The sequence below is a fragment of the Aeromonas sp. 9A genome, from assembly GCF_963900955.1.
Lineage (GTDB): Bacteria > Pseudomonadota > Gammaproteobacteria > Enterobacterales > Aeromonadaceae > Aeromonas > Aeromonas salmonicida.
Map to the genome: position 1 here is coordinate 1 of NZ_CAWRFG010000007.1, position 1,015 is coordinate 1,015.

Consider the following 1,015-nt stretch of genomic DNA (forward strand, 5'->3'; position numbering starts at 1 on the left):
GCGCCCAGGAACGGGCGGGCAGGGAGCGTTATCTCCCAGTGGGTTTTCACCGGTTCATCCTTGAGCTTCTTGATAAGCAGGCCGGCCTGGGCCGCGTTGAGGTTGCCGGTGATCCAGCCCAAGGAGGTCGAGCGGTAGGAGCGCTTGCGCTTGCCCGGGCGCTTGAAGCCCAATTCGCGCAGCTTGCGGGCCTGCGCCTTGCTGGCCGGTTTATGCTTGCCGCCTTCACTGGGCGCAATGCGGCGCCGGCTGGCGGCAGTGACCAGGAAGGTGTGACCCTTCTGGTGGGTGCCCGCGATAACCCCTGCGTGGGCACTCATAGTGCCTTTCTTGAAACCCAGCTCGGCCACGTCCTGGCGGGTGGCGTGGATCTCCAGCAGCTTGGGCAGGCCGCGCAGCATCTTGCGCTTGCCCCGTTTGCGCGGGGCCCAGGGCTGACCGTTGGGGTCTTGCTGGCCCCGCACGTTGCGGGCGGCCAGCTTCTTGAGCTCGGCGGCTGCCCGCCACACCAGGCGCTTGCGCTGCTTGGGTGATAGGGCCAGCAGCTTGAGCTGTTCCTGGGTGCGGCGACTGTCCAGAGTGATGCTGATCATGGCTGGCCACCTATCGGGTGATGGCCGGTGTTGCCCACATTCAGGTCAATCTGCTCGGCCACCCAGATGTCATAGGGGGCCACGTTCCAGCGCTTGCCGAGCCAATTGATGGGGCCCTGCTCGTGTTCCACCAGGCGCAGCGGCTCGGTAAAGGCGAGCTGGATCTCAAGGTCGGCGGTCTTCTCATCGTTCGGGGTGACGGCGTACTCGGGATCGGGCAACTCGAACTGCTCGCGGAACTCGTCATGCTCCTGCACCCAGGCGGCAACCGTGGCCAGCGCGATGGCCGGATCCAGCTCGCGAAACGGCAGTTGCTCGATGGTGAACACCGCCTGATAGGTGAGCCAGGCCACGTCCACCCCGGTGGGGCCCATGTTTTTGGGCGCCAGCCGGATGGTGCCGTTCTCCATCCAGCTATCCAG

The 1,015-nt window shown here is 65.5% G+C and carries 2 protein-coding genes; both read right to left on the reverse strand.

Annotated elements, in window-relative coordinates:
- On the reverse strand, window positions 1-593 hold a 593-nt coding region (locus AACX78_RS21915; protein ID WP_159167597.1), incomplete at its 3' end, for a phage virion morphogenesis protein.
- The coding region (locus AACX78_RS21920) for a phage tail protein (protein WP_159167598.1) at window positions 590-1,015 on the reverse strand (426 nt) is incomplete at its 5' end. The genes AACX78_RS21915 and AACX78_RS21920, both read right to left, overlap by 4 nt.